The organism is Flavobacteriaceae bacterium HL-DH10, from assembly GCA_031826515.1.
GTDB classification, from domain to species: domain Bacteria; phylum Bacteroidota; class Bacteroidia; order Flavobacteriales; family Flavobacteriaceae; genus Thalassobellus; species Thalassobellus suaedae.
Window position 1 is genome coordinate 3,658,615 of sequence record CP134536.1, and the last position, 16,461, is coordinate 3,675,075.

13 protein-coding genes are annotated in these 16,461 nt (G+C 30.6%); 7 read left to right on the forward strand and 6 right to left on the reverse strand.

From position 1 onward, the window contains the following. Positions 1 to 352 precede the first annotated feature (352 nt). The 3 genes from RHP49_15500 to RHP49_15510 are packed head-to-tail and all read right to left on the reverse strand — an operon-like array spanning position 353 to position 5,461. On the reverse strand, positions 353 to 1,588 hold the full coding sequence (locus RHP49_15500; protein ID WNH12283.1) for a hypothetical protein: 1,236 nt from the start codon (positions 1,586 to 1,588) through the stop codon (positions 353 to 355). Continuing rightward, positions 1,585 to 2,034, reverse strand: a complete 450-nt coding sequence (locus RHP49_15505; GenBank protein WNH12284.1) for a response regulator — start codon at positions 2,032 to 2,034, stop codon at positions 1,585 to 1,587. The genes RHP49_15500 and RHP49_15505 overlap by 4 nt, the downstream gene beginning before the upstream one ends. Next, positions 2,027 to 5,461 carry a hypothetical protein gene (locus RHP49_15510; GenBank protein ID WNH12285.1) on the reverse strand — a complete coding sequence of 1,145 codons (3,435 nt, stop codon included), beginning with the start codon at positions 5,459 to 5,461 and terminating at the stop codon, positions 2,027 to 2,029. The genes RHP49_15505 and RHP49_15510 overlap by 8 nt, the downstream gene beginning before the upstream one ends. 688 nt (positions 5,462 to 6,149) lie before the next feature. Here RHP49_15510 and RHP49_15515 point away from each other — a divergent pair. Continuing rightward, complete coding sequence (locus tag RHP49_15515; protein ID WNH12286.1) at positions 6,150 to 8,048, forward strand: S8 family serine peptidase; 1,899 nt, start codon at positions 6,150 to 6,152, stop codon at positions 8,046 to 8,048. A 73-nt stretch (positions 8,049 to 8,121) separates the two neighbouring features. Here the strand turns inward: RHP49_15515 and RHP49_15520 are convergent, their stop codons facing one another. Genes RHP49_15520 through RHP49_15530 form a run of 3 tightly spaced genes read right to left on the reverse strand, consistent with a single transcriptional unit; the run spans position 8,122 to position 11,045 of the window. Then, positions 8,122 to 8,355, reverse strand: coding sequence for a hypothetical protein (locus RHP49_15520; protein WNH12287.1), 234 nt, complete (start codon positions 8,353 to 8,355; stop codon positions 8,122 to 8,124). Beyond that, positions 8,352 to 9,341 carry a radical SAM protein gene (locus tag RHP49_15525; protein ID WNH12288.1) on the reverse strand — a complete coding sequence of 330 codons (990 nt, stop codon included), beginning with the start codon at positions 9,339 to 9,341 and terminating at the stop codon, positions 8,352 to 8,354. The genes RHP49_15520 and RHP49_15525 overlap by 4 nt, the downstream gene beginning before the upstream one ends. Positions 9,342 to 9,350: 9 nt before the next feature. Continuing rightward, positions 9,351 to 11,045, reverse strand: a complete 1,695-nt coding sequence (locus RHP49_15530) for a hypothetical protein (protein WNH12289.1) — start codon at positions 11,043 to 11,045, stop codon at positions 9,351 to 9,353. Positions 11,046 to 11,535: 490 nt separating this feature from the next. Here RHP49_15530 and RHP49_15535 point away from each other — a divergent pair, with 490 nt between their 5' ends. The 6 genes from RHP49_15535 to RHP49_15560 all read left to right on the forward strand — a co-directional run bounded on the left by RHP49_15535 (position 11,536) and on the right by RHP49_15560 (position 16,392). Further along, entirely contained in the window at positions 11,536 to 12,288 is a 753-nt protein-coding gene (locus RHP49_15535) for a slipin family protein (protein WNH12290.1), read from the forward strand. Positions 12,289 to 12,472: 184 nt separating this feature from the next. After that, positions 12,473 to 13,057 (forward strand): TetR/AcrR family transcriptional regulator, encoded by a 585-nt coding sequence (locus tag RHP49_15540; protein ID WNH12291.1) that lies wholly within the window; start codon positions 12,473 to 12,475, stop codon positions 13,055 to 13,057. A gap of 1 nt (position 13,058) precedes the next feature. After that, on the forward strand, positions 13,059 to 13,724 hold the full coding sequence (locus tag RHP49_15545) for an NAD(P)H-binding protein (protein WNH12292.1): 666 nt from the start codon (positions 13,059 to 13,061) through the stop codon (positions 13,722 to 13,724). A gap of 11 nt (positions 13,725 to 13,735) precedes the next feature. After that, positions 13,736 to 14,368, forward strand: coding sequence for an NAD(P)H-dependent oxidoreductase (locus RHP49_15550; protein WNH12293.1), 633 nt, complete (start codon positions 13,736 to 13,738; stop codon positions 14,366 to 14,368). Between the two features lie 51 nt (positions 14,369 to 14,419). After that, positions 14,420 to 15,580 (forward strand): iron-containing alcohol dehydrogenase, encoded by a 1,161-nt coding sequence (locus RHP49_15555; protein WNH12294.1) that lies wholly within the window; start codon positions 14,420 to 14,422, stop codon positions 15,578 to 15,580. Positions 15,581 to 15,588: 8 nt separating this feature from the next. Beyond that, entirely contained in the window at positions 15,589 to 16,392 is an 804-nt protein-coding gene (locus tag RHP49_15560; protein WNH12295.1) for a type 1 glutamine amidotransferase domain-containing protein, read from the forward strand. The last annotated feature ends 69 nt before the right edge of the window (positions 16,393 to 16,461 follow it).

Here is a 16,461-nt window from a genome sequence, read left to right on the forward strand (position 1 = left end):
CCATAATAGTATGTAAAATAGAAATTGATGTTTTGAACTTCTTAAGTTTTGATTATATCTTTTTTTCTTGATAAAAAAAGAAACAAAAAATCAAGACTGCATAAACTTTTGGAAACAATTACGGCTCGTTAAGCTATATTTTAGACTATTTGGCGTTAAGAAAATGTACAGTGTACATTTTTAGTTAAATACGATTTGAAACTAATATTTGGTAAAGTGTTGTATCGAAGTACAGTAACCCTCTGGATAATTGTATTCGTATAGCCTAAAATATGGACGCTCCACTCACCTATTGTTTTACCAAAATTTTATGAGGTCGTTTTAAAACCTATGTAACTATTAATCAAAAAAATTAAAACATATTAAATATAAAACTATGTAAAAACCTAGCACTTGTAAAAGAAGCATAAGCTTGATAATTATCGCTTTTTTCAGAATCACCAAAATCACAAACAGACTTTATAAATAAAGATTTAGATTTTTCTAAAAAATGAGAAGCTAAATACATTCCATGACCTTCCATATCTATTCCTAATATTTTTCTATTTGATTCTGTTATACTTTTTACCATTGTTTTGCTAGCTACAACTAAAGATCCAGATGCTATAGGACCTATTTTTGCTTTAAATATATTATCAGGTTTAGGACCTGAAAACTCACTATATATATTTAAAAATTCCCTTTCGTTACTACTTATAAAAGTATTAATTAACGCTAAGAGTTTTTGATTTGTAGGTAATTGTGTTGGCTCAGGTTTAAAACTAAAAAATCCATCACTATTTTCAGTAATTTTGCCTGCTGCATATTCAGTAGTATTCTCTGCTATTATTACATCCCCAAACTTCAAATCCCTATCCTTAACTCCTGCACATATTCCTGTCATGAATATGTTCTTTACGTTGAATTTTGAAATTATTATAGATGTTACACAAACAGTTGCTTGCATTCCCATTTTATTAACAGAACATGCCAAAACTCTGCGCGAATTACCATTTATTGTATGGATCACTCCTTCATGATAAACCATAGGGTCATTATCTTCATCTATTTTAAACATTTTCCAATCACAAGGCAATGCTAAAATCGCCTTTAGTTCAGGAGTCTCTAAAGCACAAATAATTGCATAATCAAATTCTTCTTTTCCTTCAATAGATTTTTTAAACTCATTTTTTGTTGATATCAAATGAGATATTTTAACTTTTAATAAATTTTTCCAATTGGGATTTATATAATCAAACTTAATTAAATGCCAAAGCTTATCGTCAAACTTGCTTTCATGTTCTTTTACCATATCATCATACTGAGAGAAACCGATAATGTGAACAGGTATATTAATTTCACTATTATAATATATCTCTTCTAAAAACCTTATACTCTCCTCTGCTGAAGCATCAGAATCAGTATCTCTTGGTAAAACCAAATCTAACAACAGTAAATCATATCTTTTATCATAAAGTTTTTTTCTGCCATCATTAATAGTCAACGCTTCATCAATAAAATCTTCACTCAAATTACACTCTTCAATTAAAAATTTCTTTGTAATAATAATTTTTTCAGTTGAATCGTCTAGTATTAATATGTTTATCATAATATTTTTTTAATTTCTTGTTCTAATTTTTTTGCCCAATCAAAATTACTGTGAGAAAAAAAGATATATCCAAAATAATTATCTGGAAAGTTTTTTGACAGTTCAATATCTAACTGTTTAATTTTTGTTCCATCAATATAATTTTCATACATCGTAACTACAATAACTTTAGTAGGAATTTCTCTTAAATACATTTGTTTAAGAATATTTTTACCTGCCAAAGGTTCTGGTTCTCCTCCAGATTCTTCATTAGAAATATCATACGTTTGCATACTCATATCAAGAAGAATTAAATCATAGTTATCATAATTAATAGCTATTTCCTTCAAAGCGGAATTATAAGATCTTTTCTCTTCAACTGCTATTTCAGGGAATTCTTCATTGAGAAAATCTCTTAATTTTTCTATTTTTTTCTCATTATCCTCTACTATGAGTATCCTATTCATCTGTAACTAGTTTTTCAAGTTTTATTGATACAGTAACAATAAATTTGTCTCCATTTGTATCAATTTTTATATAATTATCCTCATTTTCTAAATCATATTTAACAATTTTAACAGCTTTACTTATACCTGATTTTTTTTCAGAAATTAATTTATTTCTATTTATTTCTACGTGACCTTTTTCAGAAATCATGAAAGGAAAGTCTTTTTCTTCCTCTTTTTTATCACTAATAAAAGTAAAAATCATACACTCATCATCATACAATGTTTTAAACTCAAATTCTTTTTTACTACCATTATAGGAGCCATATTTAAACATATTATCTACTAATATTCTAAATAAATCAGTAAAATGAATATAATAATTTGATTTTATAATAGGATTTACTCCATAGCTTATATTGCATTCTACTGCTATTTTCGTAAAACATCTTTCGGTATTAATCCAAACTATATCAAATACCTTTTGTATGCTGAAATCGACAATAGAGGTTCCTGATCTTCTAAACCAAGAACTAATTTTACTCAGTTTATTTTCAATTATTGTAGAACATTCTATCAAGTTAGTAAATATTTGTGGTAGCTCATTATTATTAAAATTGTCTCGTAAATCTTTTTCTAGATTATTTAGCTCTAATGAAAATGAATCCTTAATATTTTTATCAATATAACTTCTTATAACTTCTAAATTGGCATCTGTTCTCTTCCATATTAAATCAATTATTTTTTGACAAAATATCTTTGCATCAGATTCTTCAGATAATTGATGTGCAAATTGATATAGTTCAGTTTTGTCAAAATCATAATTAAACAGACCTTCGTTGTTAGTAGTCCCTCTTTTTATTTGAATTTTATTCTTTATTATACTTTCGATTTCTGAATCTATTTTATAAGAAAACTTACTAAGAATTTCATGTAATTTTTTCTTTTGACTATTATCTAGACCAAAAAATGGTTTATTCCAAATATTACTTTCTTCATATATTTCTGAGTTTCCAACCCTACTTAAAATTAAATTTTTCTTTTCAAATTCTGGACGAATCTCACCTAATAAAACCCCATGTCTTATTCTCGTACTTAAATATGCAACTATTCCATATTTACTAAATAAATATTTATCTAAGATTAAATCGAAAAGTTCAGAAAAGACTTCAATCAAGGCACTATCTGAATATTTAACTTCCGTTTCTTGAAAATTGTCTTTATTCCCAAGTTTAAATAAAGCAAATGAATCTTTAGTTATAACAAGAACTTTAGATTCTTTACTTGCCAAATTATAGATTGTCTTATACCTATTAAATAAACCTTCTATATCTGTCAATTCATTATTTATTATTGCTTGATCATTAGCATAAATTTTACTTTCATCAAGCTTTTGAGTACCTTCATAAATAATTAATTCATTAGACACCAAATTAAGCTCTTCTTTATAAACCTCAGACTTTTTTGGATAATTATCAATCAAATAATTAATTATATTTTGTCTTTCCGTAAGTCGATGGACAGTATTATTAATATTAATTGAATGCTTTAAAGTTTCGTAATTACAAACTCTATTGAAAAAAAATTCAACCTTTAATGTTTCATTGCTTAAAAAACTTTCAAACAATTCTGTTGGATTTTTTTTATTAAATATTTTATAATATTGCTCTAAAACAAAACTTTTTTCTGGGTCATCTTCTGAATTTAACTCGACAAAAATCGGCAAATCAATGCTTCTCTTTATTGCCTTATATCTAATTTTCCTAAGTTCTACTAGTAATGCATTTGAATCTATTTTGTCAATAGAGCTATTATCTTTTATATAATTATCAACAAATAAACTTATAGCTTCGTTGAATTTTTTTTGACGGACTAGTGATTTAAACCAAAATTTTATTGCTTCTTTTATAATAGGCAAATTATTAGGAAAAGTGTTTAGCACTTTTTTAAACTCTATTATAGCTTCTTCATATTTCTCTTTAAAAAATAGAATTTTAGCATTATCACTAAGTAGTATTTCTTCGCATACCTCTATATCTGATAACTCAGCTTTGGATATTTTTAGCCAATGCTTTATGCTAATTGAATCAGGAAAATTTACTAAGCCATAATTTAAATATAAATCAGCTTCATTTTCTGTTTGAAAAAAAGAAGCGAATTTAGGATTAAATTTATTATTATATAGTAATTTTAAATTACTGTCTACCTCTATATTTTGTTCTTCTTTTAAAAAACTATTTAAAAAACCTGCTATATTAAACGAATTAAGATTTTTATTAATCTGATATAAACTATACAATAATGTTTTTTTATTGCCTTCGTTTTTAAGTAATGAATAAATTTTCAAACCTATTTGATTTATTAATGTACTTTCACTAAAAGTGATATCGAAATAAGAAATATTTAAACTAATATGAGATTTTACATATAGCAACAATAAGTCAAATTGACTTGGGTTTTTTTGAATAAAATTTGTTGATTGTTTTATAACTTCTTTATAGTCTCCTTGATAGTATAAATTAACAATGCGCATATACCTAGAATCAAAATACTTTTCCGAATCAAACTCTAAATTATATGCAAATAATAAAGGATATAAGTTTTCATCTGCCATTTTCCTAAACAAGTACAAAGATTTATAATAAATGAAGGACCTATTTTCACCTTTTAAGTACATGACTTTAAAGACCTTTATTAACGTCAAATACCTATCTATTATTGAGTTTTTATTTTCAAATAATAAAATATATTTATAATCATCTAGATCATAGTCTTCAAAAAAGTTTAATCTAAATTTATATAAGTTTTTTGTTTCTTTTTCTCCATCACTAGAATCACTTTTTGTTTTAAAAAGATTAGAAATATCATAATCATATTTATATGCAGATAGATTCTTTTCTGTTCTTTGCGATAAAAAATTCACAACTGTAGATATTGTACCTTCTTTATTTTTTTCATTTATTTCAGATAAAAAAAGTTTTTGCTTCTCTGGTTCGTTTTGATATTCTAACAACAAAAATCTTGCTTCAATATACCATAAAGAAATGCCTGTTTTATCCAAAACAATATCTAGGATTTTTTCAGCATTATAAAAATCACTTAATAAAAAGTAGTTTTCAAATTTCTTTTTTTGTAAAAGAAAAAACCTAATCTTATCTTTTTCCTTCTTTATTGATATTTGAAGCCAATTTATTTCACCTTCAATCGAAAGAGGTTTATAAAACTGCTCAGACTTTCCTAAATCACTTATTTTTTTTGGGTTTAAGTTACCATAAACTGAAAAAGATAATTTTTCGATTTTTCTCAACGAATTATTAATTACTCTATCTAATTCGCTATACTCTAACTTGCTTTTTAATTTTTGAAGGGCACTTTTTTTGTTTTTTGATGATAATACTTGTGATAAGCTATGCTTAACGATGTTATTTGTTCTTTTTTTTTCTGTCATTTTTTAATCCTGAATAGTAAAGTATAAATTCTATTTTAATGTATCATAGTAATTTATAATAATAAAACAATTTTGTTTATGTAATTGATTAAATAGGGAGAGTTTAAATATAGTAAATTTTGTAGGAATTGTATTGAGAGAAAACCGTAATTATATGAAAGTTAATTAATTTATAATCATTCCACACACATTCCACTTCTCTCCTATCGTCGTTTATTCATTATTTTCTATTTTAATAAATTGGAATTCATGAATCTCGTACCTCGATTTCGTAAAACGAGTGTTTATTCACAAGGTTTCTATTGTTTTTAAAGGAGTTCATGCATCTCGCCCACTCGATGTCATTAACATTGTAGAGGAAAATTATAGAAGAAAAATAACAAGAAAACAAAGTAGTTTAAACTTCGCTTTTGCCCAAATCGACTAAAAGGAGATTCGTGAACACCAATTTATCAAATTATTAAACAAGTGAGCAAAGCTCAAGTTACCTTTCGACTGCGCTCAGGATAAACTTCACACGGTACATTATAGTACATTTCACAACAATAAGCGTCATAGTGCTTATTAGTGATTTTAACATAATTACTACTATAATTCTCTATTAAACAGATGCTTAGTTTTTATATCTTTTATTATGCTTACCTTTATAAGTGATTGAAAAATCTAAACCAATTAATCCACTACTTCCATGAAAAATTTTATTTTTTTAATTCTAGCATTTTCTTGCAGTGTTTTCTCAACTTATGGACAACGTGATACCATTCAATCTGTTGATGATATCCCGAGATTCACATATAAAATTGACAGCCTCGCTTCTGTTGTGTATAAGAATGACGATCAATTTAGAAAGTTGTATCTGGAAGTAGAAAAAAATTACCTATCTCTTAAAAACACTTACGTTATAGAAGATGTAACTTTAAAGAAAAGTATATTATCAACATTGCGATCTATAGACCTTTTTGAGCAAAAATTTGAAGCAGGACGGGCTAAATCTGAAATGATTAAATCTTTACAGAAAAAACCAGCACAAATACAAACATCAGGTTTACTAACCTTTGCCTATTTAAATGCTGTTGCTAAACATAAAACGTCGACTTCTATGGCGTTTAACACTGCTTATCAAGCCGAATTAGAGAAATTAGTTGCGCCTCTAGAATATGAGGTTGTAGGAGACGATATAAAATTCAGTAAGTCATCAATGGAGATTTATTCGGAAAACCTGATTGAAGGGTTGATTACAGAAAATATAGACCCTGCATCTAAAGGTGGTGAACTAAGTGGTGATTTTGCCAGCGCATTGATCAATTACAAGTATTTAGCAAGATATATTTTGCCTTACAAAGGCATTATTGCTAGCGTTTATAAAACATATTTAGACGCTAATCATGTTGAAAAAAAGAATATTTGGAAAGATAGAGATGTGGATTTAACAAATCGTTCCAATTTGAGTCCAGTAACAATTGCCATTTGGGATAGTGGAATTGACCATACCTTATTCCCTGATAACATGTATGTGAATAGTCAGGAAAAAATTGATAATATTGATAATGATGGTAATGGGTATATTGATGATGTTAACGGGATTGCTCATGATTTACATGCAAACAAAATAACTGGCAATTTGATAAAACTTTCCGAGGCGCAAAAAGTTGACGTGTCACAAACATTGCAATTGTACAAAGGATTAATAGATTTACAGGCTAATATTGAAAGTGAACAAGCCGAAAGTTTAAAAAAAATGATGTCAGGGTTAAAACCTGATGAAGTCAAATCTTTTATTGAAGATCTCAATTTTTTTGGAAACTATGCGCATGGAACCCATGTTGCTGGAATTGCTGTACTTAATAACCCTGCAGCAAATTTGCTAGTGGCACGAATTACATTTGGATATAAATTAATGCCTGAATTACCAACCATTGAGAAAGCCAAAAATAATGCTAAGGAAACCATTGAAACTATCAACTATTTTAAATCCACAGGAGTTCGTATAGTTAATATGAGTTTTGGCGGTTCTCCTCAAGGCATTGAAACAGCTTTAGAGAAACATGGTGTTGGAGCAGATAGTGAGGAAAGAAAAAATATGGCTCGAGAGATTTTTGATATTGGAAAATTAGCATTTTATAATGCTATCAAGGATGCTGAAGATATTTTGTTTATTACTTCTGCTGGAAATTCTGATGAAGACAGCGAGTTTTATGAGGATATTCCTTCTTCTTTTAATTTGCCGAATATACTTACTGTTGGAGCTGTAGATCAAACGGGAGAAGAAACAGGTTTTTCTAGTTTTGGAGAAAATGTAGATGTTCATGCCAATGGTTTTGATGTAGAGAGTTATGTACCTGGAGGTGATAGATTAAAAATGTCGGGAACATCAATGTCGTCACCCAATGTGGCCAATTTGGCTGGAAAAATATGGGCTATCAATCCGGATTTAAGTGTTGAAGATGTGAAAAACTATATCATTAATTATAGTGATATTAGTGAAGATGGACGCATTATTTTAATGAACCCCAAGGCATCAATAGATGCTGTTGACAAGGAAAGGCCTCCTATTAATCAACAAAAAAAGCAAAAAATAAAGAGTTAGGTAGATGATTTTTTAGGTGTATACCAAAGCACAGGCTGGTGTATGCGCTATAAATAGAACTGATCCAATAAAATCAATTCATATGATACGTATGACAGCCTTCCGATTTTAAAACTTCCAGGTTTTGATCAAAATTTGAATCTAAAACATGTCCAGTTTTTTTGTGACAAAATGGACACGCATTCATGTCACCATCTGTATCAATGTACATGCCTTTTTTTCCAGCCGAAAAACAGCCTATTCTACGTTGATAATAGCCATGGTAGATAATAATTGGATATGAACTATACGCTTTTGTGAAGTTCATTTTTCTAAAAAAATTTCTAAAATATCTATTTGTTCTTCATTTAGAAATACATCTTTATTAGCATAATGACCTACTGCTTTGGGTTCTAAAAATTGCACAAACGACACCTTTAGTTTTTTTGCCAATTCCATATACGACATGAGATTCTCTTCAGAGACAAAGTCTTTGGTAGTACAGAGCGAAAGTGCTGTAATTATATGATTTTTGTTTGCATTTTTTACAGCTTCTTCAACCCAGTAATAGGCGTCATTAAAATGTCTGAACGTATTATGCAATTTCGGAATAAAATGATCCAAACTAATAACGACACCTTTTAAACCAGCTTCTTTTAAACGCTTGGCGTTGTTTTCATTTAATTTATAACCTGAAGTAACAACCCAAAATTCTGATGATTTATCTCCGCTATTTAAAAGTTCAACCACAGCATTCATTTTAATTAAAGGTTCCCCACCCGACAAATGAATCTGACTAACACCTTTATCCTGAATTCGTTTAACTATAGCTTGCAAGTCGTTGGTTTCTAAAACATCTTTCTTGTTTAAATTATCCCATTCAAAACAATGTTCGCACTGCAAAGCACATTTTTTAGTAATGGCTAAAAAAACGGTATTAAACCTATTCACCTTACGTTTTGTTATTGGTTTAAAATCGCTAAGCTGAGACGCAATATATTCCTCATATATGTTGCTGTTCCACCCTGGTGTATATAAACCTATATGGTATTTACCATTTACATACACCATTTTATGGACTTTGTTACTTCCTAGAAAACGTCTTCGTAATTGAATTAAATAACGCAGGGATTGTATCCAGTCTATGGGATTATTATAACAGGATATAATAACTTTTAGGAAGGTTAATTTTATTCTTAATTGCGTTATTCTCAACCTCAAACCAGTTACCATTCTCGGGGAGCTAGAAGTCTCGACTGTTGTTGAAATTAATCTCGTATTTTTTATCCGTTCTTCTTGAAGTTCAACTAGCATTGCGCTTTTTTATTTAGTGTTAGAGGCTAAATCAAATTGATTTTCATAGTCCATTAAGGCTTCATATTCATATTTTGAAAAATCAGTAAATGCGCCTGCTTCTTTAAATAGTTTAAGTTTTTGAAAATTAGGCTCACCATCATAGTTTCTTATATAATTATAATAGCCTCTGTTTTTTAAAAAGAAGGTTCTATTTAAATCTGCTTTCGGTTCATTTATTTTAAAATGAACTACCACTTCGTCTCCTATATTGGGTTGAACAAAATAATTTTGATCTGATGCAGATAGTAGTTCTGTTACATTAGTATGGTTTCCATCAATCGCCTCATCAGGGTTAATATAGTTAACATCCAACGGCAAATTTTCAGTAAAGTCAATACCCGCATAATCTACTTCCCAAAACATAAAACCAGTTTCAAGTTTTACGACAACGTCATTTCCTGTAACATTTTTTAAATCGATAGGAACAGCAATATCCCTTGAAGCCATGGGACCTACCGTGTTTACTCTATCAACGAATTCCCAACCCGTATTGGTTTTTAAATACACCGATAATGGTATGTTTTGGGCGTTCATCCAGATTGTACTTTTTTCTTTAGTAGTTTCTTGTTGATTTTTTTGAAATTGATTGTAATACGTCCCGAATTGTTCATTAAATTTTCCAAAAACATAATCTAACCACATAGAATTTTTAACGGTTAAGAATAATTTCGCTGTTTCAGAATCTATGGGTTTATTGAATTTCAATTCAATGTTTCTTGTGCTACTTGACGTGTTCATTTTTGAATCAAACAAATAAGACGTATTGTCTTTAGCCAAGGCAGGGCTACCGTCTGTTTTTAAATTATCTACCAACACATTAACGGGAGACATGATGTTTGAAAACGTATTCGGATTGCCATTTTTATCTAGTAATACTTTAACATGCTCTGGATGATTAACTTCTAATAGTTGAACAAAATCAGTATATTGAATCTCTTTCAATTCATTTGTAATTTTGATACTATATACATTATTAACATCTGCTATATTAGGTAATAATAAGTAATCATCACGCTGTTGATTTGCCGTTAAAACACCAGGATAAAGCTCACCAGTAAAAATGAATTCTTCACCGTTTTGAATGTATATAAACGGGCAAGAGCTTTTTGTTAAAGCATAAATAATTCCTATAACTGCTATAACACCAATAGTTCCTAAAGCCGCATAAGCTATAGAGCGACCCGTATTTTTATCGTTAACTGAAATAGAATTAATAGCAGAAAAAGGAATTGTTATTTGTTCATCATAATTGATCATGTTTTGGGTGCTTAGGTAGAAATGAACTTCATTTAACACCTCTTTCTTTCCACTGTAAATATGAGTTCTTTTTGATTCTCTAGGTTTTTTTGAAACATGAATGGGGTCTATCTTTTTTACAAGGCCTGACATTGTTTTTTGCTGCTCATTTAATTTAAGATTATTTAAATGCCAAATTTCCATTCCCGAATGTATAACGACATATTTTTGAGCTTTTGCAAAGTTATCAATATTGGTTGCTAAGGTTTCTGGGCTGGTCGTTACACTTCTTACATTATAATACGAACAGCCTATAGTCAGGTTTAAAAACAAAAGCGTTAAGAATATCGATAAAAATGATGTTAGCCTTTTATTCTTATTGAAGAATAGTAAAGGACGAAATTTTTGATTAGTTGGAACCTTCATGATATAAATTGAATTTAGTTCGTATAATGTTTGTTTACTAAAGGTTAAAAAAACATTTTTAACTTAAAATGATATATATCAACATATTGAATAGTTCATTAAAATATTTTATTACATAGGTATCAAACTTCCCTCCTATACTTTGGCTGTGCTCAGCAAAGATTAGTCGCATAAAAAGAGTTTACTCGTAAAGGCCACTTTATATCATAAAGATGAGGAGAGCAAAGCTCAAGTTACTTAACGTGGAACATTATATATTTGTCGTTATATGAAATAATCGACACCTAAATTTAACTAAACATGTTAAAAATCAACAATATAACATCATTTTTATCTAAAAAAAGCGTAACTTTAGAATGATTCATAATCATCGTATCGTTCAACTTATAAACTTGTTCAATACATGATTAATATAAAAAGAGCATACAACTAATACATTGTTGTTTGTACTTATTTTATTGTAAATATTTAACTTTTAATACCTTGTATAATGAATCCATTAAGCATATTCGCTATTATCATTGTGCTATTTCTAGTGTCTGGTATTCGAATCATTTTTGAATATAAGAGAGCTATTAAATTCAGATTTGGGAAATTCGTAACTACCTTACAGCCTGGGTTTCGATGGATTATTCCTTTTGTTGAAACCATTCAAATTGTTGATGTTAGAGTCATTACATTCAATATTGATTCACAGGAAGTAATGACCGAAGACAATGTGCCGTGTAGTATCGATGGCGTTGTTTTTTTTAAAATTAACAATCCTAAAAAAGCGGTATTAGAAGTTGAGACTTATAAGTTTGCCATTACCCAATTGGCACAGGCAGCACTTAGAGATGTTTGTGGTAAAGTAGAATTAGACACGATACTTTCTAAGCGCGAAGAAATGGGTAAAAACATTAAGCAAATTGTAGAAAAGGAAACCAAAGATTGGGGCATTGAGATTAACGATGTTAAAATAAAAGATATTCAATTGCCTGAAAACATGCGACGTATGATGGCAAACCAAGCAGAAGCTGAGCGCTCTCGTAGAGCACAAATTATTTTAGCATTAGCAGAAGAACAAGCTGCAGGAAAACTACTAGAGGCAGGAAAGCTTATTGACCAATCGCCTTCTGCTATCAAACTACGTTTATATCAAACGCTTTCTAATATAGCAGCAGAAAAAAACTCAACCATACTCTTCCCGTTCCCAGAAGAAATGCTACCTGTTAAAAAAATGAAATCCAAAATTGTTAAATAAAATCTGATTGCTTAGAGTTTTCAATTAGTTCTCATAAAAATAAGCTGCCTGTTGCTTCTATTTTATAGAATTCTCTTCTATACAGATTTCTTAAATTTTACTATTAAACATATTATTTTAAAGTTATGTTAAAAAAAGAATGAACATTCATTTTTTAGTATCTTTGCTGAATAATCATAATAAAATGGCGAAACTTCAAAAAAGCATAGACAAACGTAACGCCCTTATAAAGGCCACTATTGAGTTGGTAAACAACAATGGTTTTCATGCCACACCCATGAGCAAAATTGCACAAATGGCTAACGTCTCCCCTGCTACCATTTATTTGTATTTTGAAAACAAGCAAGATTTAGTTAATAAGACATACATAGAAGTAAAAGCAAAATACACAGACTATGCGTTTGAAACCTATAATGACACGATGTCTGTTGAAGCTGGTTTTGAACTCATTTGGAAACGGATTGCTGATTTTAAGCTCAAGGAATGTAAAAACGCCATGTTTTTAGCACAGTGTGATAACACACCAATGATTGACGAACCAAGTAGACAAGAAGGTATTAAGCATTTACAACCCCTACTCGACCTTTGGGAACGTGGTAAAGAAGAAGGTATTATAAAACCGATATCAGATTACTTACTATATGCCTATGCTATAAATCCGCTATCTTTTTTAATGATTGCTCAAAAACGTGGCGCCTTTAAGTTAGATAAAACACATATTGAAGAAGCATATCAATCGGCCTGGAGCAGTATAAAGGTTTGTAACTAAGATGAAAAAAACAGCTATAATATTAGGAGCTACAGGTTTAACGGGGCATGTTTTGCTTGAGAAACTACTTAAAGATGACCGCTATGAGACCATCAAATTGTTTTCGCGTACAAAAATTGAAGGCTTACCAAATAAAGTAAAACAGTTTATAGGGAACCTATTGGAATTGGATCAATTTAAAGCAGATTTTACCGCAGATGAAGTGTATTGCTGTATTGGTACTACAGCTAAAAAAACACCAAATAAAACGCTTTACAAACAGATAGATTATGGTATTCCTGTAACTGCTGCCAAGCTTTCCAAAGAAAATAACATCCCTACTTTTTTAGTGGTTTCAGCCATGGGTGCTAATAAAAAAAGTAGTGTCTTTTATAATAAAACAAAAGGTGAGATGGAACACGATGTGTTGCAACAAAACATAAAACACACATTTATATTAAGGCCTTCGTTAATTGGTGGTAAGCGTAATGAGCGACGCCCCTTAGAAAAAATCGGTTTGGTTGTGGTTAAAATAATCCAACCTCTATTTATAGGATCATTAAAAAAATACAAAATAATTCATGCTGAAACTATCGCACAAGCCATGATACATTTAGCCAATAATACAAGTCATACCGAAGTCATAATCACTTCAAACGACATAAAAAACATAGCAAAAAATATTTAAAGAATCATAATATGGAATTAATAGATAGATTAAACTGGAGATATGCTGCAAAAGCCATGAGTGGTAAAAAAGTAGCAGAAGATAAAATTGACCGCATTCTGGAAGCTGCGCGTTTGGCCCCAACATCTAGTGGTTTACAACCTTTCGAGATTTTTGTTATTAAAAATCAAGCCGTTAAAGAAAAAATAAGGCCCGTAGCCTGGAATCAATCTGTGATTACAGACTGCTCTCACCTACTGGTTTTTGCTGCCTGGGATACTTATACCGCAGATAGAATTAACTATATGTTCGATTTAACAAACGACATACGCGGATTTAAAAATGAAGGATGGGAAAATTACCGACAAATGTTATTAAATTCTTATCCGCAAAAAGATCCTGAAGAAAACTTTAACCATGCTTCTAAACAAGCTTATATAGCATTTTCGCAAGCCATTTCTGCTGCAGCTTTTGAAGGTGTGGATGCTACACCGATAGAAGGTTTTGATCCAGCTGCTGTAGACGATATTTTAGGCTTACGAGAAAAAGGATTGCGCAGTGCTGTTTTATTACCATTAGGTTACAGACAAGATGATGAAGATTGGTTGGTAAATCTTGAAAAGGTTAGAAAACCTATGGAAGATTTAGTAACCGTCATCGAATAATTAAAGGATTGTAACTAATACATATTAACAACTTAAAAAAAGAAAAGGAAGATGAACAATTTTGAATTTAAAAATCCTACCAAAATTATTTTTGGCAAGAACACTATAGAAAAACTAGAAAATGAAATCCCTAAAGATGCCAAAGTATTATTACTTTATGGTGGCGGAAGTATCAAGAAAAATGGTATTTACGATCAGGTAAAAACAGCTTTAGCAAACGTCGATGTTATTGAGTTTGGTGGTATTCCTGCCAATCCGGAATATGCCGTGTTGATGGAAGCTTTAAAACTTATTAAAGACGAAAATATCACCTATTTATTAGCCGTTGGAGGTGGTTCGGTTATTGACGGGACTAAATTTTTATCGGCTGCTGCTTTATATGAAGGCGACACCCCTTGGGATATTTTATCTAAAAATATCAGAACTGAAAAAGGGATGCCTTTTGGTACCGTGTTAACCTTACCAGCTACAGGATCTGAAATGAATTCCGGAGCTGTAATTACAAGAGCAGATACTAAAGAAAAACTAGCCATGGGCGGTCCTGGTTTATTTCCTGAGTTCTCAATACTCGATCCTCAAGTGATTGCCTCCATTCCACAACGTCAATTAGCAAATGGGTTAACAGATGCTTTTACACACGTTTTAGAACAATATATGACCTATCCCATCGGTGCCTTATTGCAAGATCGTTTTGCAGAAAGCATTTTACAAACCTTAATTGAAGTAGCGCCTAAAGTTTTAAAAGATCCAACGGATCATAAAGCGGCATCAAACTTTATGTGGAGTTGTACCATGGCTTTAAACGGGTTAATCCAAAAAGGTGTACCAACAGATTGGGCTGTTCATGCGATGGGACACGAATTAACCGCTTTATTTGGTATTGATCACGCACGTACCTTAGCGGTTATTGCTCCAAGCCATTACAAGTTTAATTTTGAAGCTAAAAAAGAAAAATTAGCGCAATATGGTGAACGCGTTTGGAATATTACCGAAGGTAGTACAGATGATAAAGCCTACGCAGCAATCGAAAAGACAGTCGCTTTTTTTCACGACTTAGGCATCGATACCAAATTATCTGATTATACAAAAGATTACGAAGGCACTGCAGAAGAAATTGCAAAACGTTTTACAGATCGTGGTTGGACAGGATTAGGTGAACATCAATCATTATCGCCTGAAAAAGTGGAGAAAATTGTGAAAATGGCTTATTAATTTGGTGTATGACCCTATTAAAAAAAGTAGCATTCGTGCTAACTATTATTGCAGTCTCAAGTTGTAAAGAGACTAAAAAGACAGCTTCTGAAAACGTTTTGGAAGCACAAACAACATTAAAAAAAGAAAAGACAATGAATATATTATTTGTATTAACATCTCATGATAAATTAGGAGATACAGGAAAAAAAACGGGGTTTTGGGTTGAAGAATTTGCAAATCCGTATTACACATTATTAGATCAAGGTGCACACATTACTATTGCAACTCCAAAAGGAGGCGCGGCACCTATAGATCCAAGCAGTGATGCACCTGATGCAGCAACAGAAGCAACAAAACGTTTTGATAACGATCCTGAGGCTAAAGCGCATATTGCAAACACCAAAGTATTGGCAGATATGAATCCAGACGATTTTGATGCTGTATTTTATCCAGGTGGTCATGGACCATTATGGGATTTAGCAAACGATGCAACATCTATTGCTTTAATCGAAAAATTTAATAGTCAGGAAAAACCAATCGCTTTTGTATGTCATGCACCAGCAGCATTAAAAGGTGTGAAAAATGCAGATGGCACACCACTTGTAAAAGGTAAAAAAGTGACCGGATTTACAAATACTGAAGAAGCAGCTGTTGGACTTACAGATGTGGTACCATTTTTAGTGGAAGACATGCTAGCCGAAAAAGGTGGCATCTACTCTAAAAAAGCAGATTGGGCAGGTTATGCTATTCAAGATGGCCATTTAATTACAGGTCAAAATCCAGCATCATCTGAGTTAGTTGCCGAAAAATTATTAGAAAGTTTAAAATAGTATCAAATTATTTTTTTTAAAAAGGTTGTCTTAATTAAGACAACCTTTTTTGTTAGAAACAAATGGTCT